The organism is Microcoleus sp. LEGE 07076, assembly GCF_015207455.1.
Lineage (GTDB): Bacteria > Cyanobacteriota > Cyanobacteriia > Cyanobacteriales > Microcoleaceae > Microcoleus.
The window spans coordinates 1-1,072 of the sequence record NZ_JADEWV010000488.1; the positions used below are offsets into that span (position 1 = coordinate 1).

1 protein-coding gene is annotated in these 1,072 nt (G+C 41.1%); it reads right to left on the bottom strand.

The window, feature by feature from the left end; genetic code table 11:
• A partial coding sequence (locus IQ270_RS30485) for a serine/threonine-protein kinase (protein WP_193976811.1) occupies nt 1–933 on the bottom strand: 933 nt, incomplete at its 3' end.
• Between the last annotated feature and the right edge of the window lie 139 nt (nt 934–1,072).

Below are 1,072 nucleotides of genomic sequence, written 5' to 3' on the forward strand. Positions count from 1 at the left end.
CTTAGAAATTGTTTGGGGAATTACTAGGTCGATCGCAGATTGAGGATTAATTTCTTTTAATACTTCAACAGCCGTTTGATAGCGACGATTTGTAGCATTCGCAATCATTTTATCTAAAATTTTACCTAGTTGTTCACTGACAGGATTCTTTGCTAAATACTGCCGCCAAATCCAGGTATCTTCACCGGGATCGAACAAATCAAAAGGGGAAACTTGAGTTAGCAAATACAGGCAAGTTACGCCTAAACTGTACAAATCGCTGGTGAAAAATGCTTTGCCTCTGGCTTGTTCGGGGGCGATGTATTCGGGGCTGCCGATGCTTGTTCCTGTTTTGAGTAATGCCGTACCTGTGGCAATTTTAGCTGCGCCAAAGTCTACTAAAACTAATTGTTTGTCGGCGCAGCGAATGATATTTCCGGGTTTGATGTCTCGGTGAATGACGTTGTGAGAATGGATGAAGTGAAGGACGGGTAATAAGCTATTAAGTAAGTCTTTGATTTGAGTTTCTGTAAATATGTCTTCTTGTTCGACGATTTGTGCTAAATTTTGTCCGTCGATAAATTCTTGTACTACATATTGTCGGTTATCTTGGGTGGAATAGGCTAATAGTTCGGGAATTTGGGGGTGTTTTCCCAATTCGTCTAATCGCATTGCTTCTTGTTCAAAAAGTTGGGCTGCTTTTTTGCTGTTGCGATTGCTGGCTGATGGGATGAGTTGGGTTTCTGTGGGTAAAAATTGTTTGATGACGCACCGGGGTTTGGAGGGTTTGTCTTCGTCAACGGCGAGGAATGTTCTGCCAAAGCCGCCTTGTCCGATCGCCTTTATTGCCCGATATCTGTCGCGCAACAGCAGTTTTGATCGGCAATTTCGGCAAATTTTGGCTGCATCCGGGTTTTGGGGCTTAGAACAGTTGGGGTTTAGGCAATAACTCATTCGATTTTAGATTGTGAATTTTAGATGATTTGTATCAGGTAGTAAATATTATACCTATTTCTCTACTCTATATAATTTGGTTCGTAGTGAGGACTTTAGTCCTTCTATCTTAGATAAATAAATAAGGAATGAAGTATTC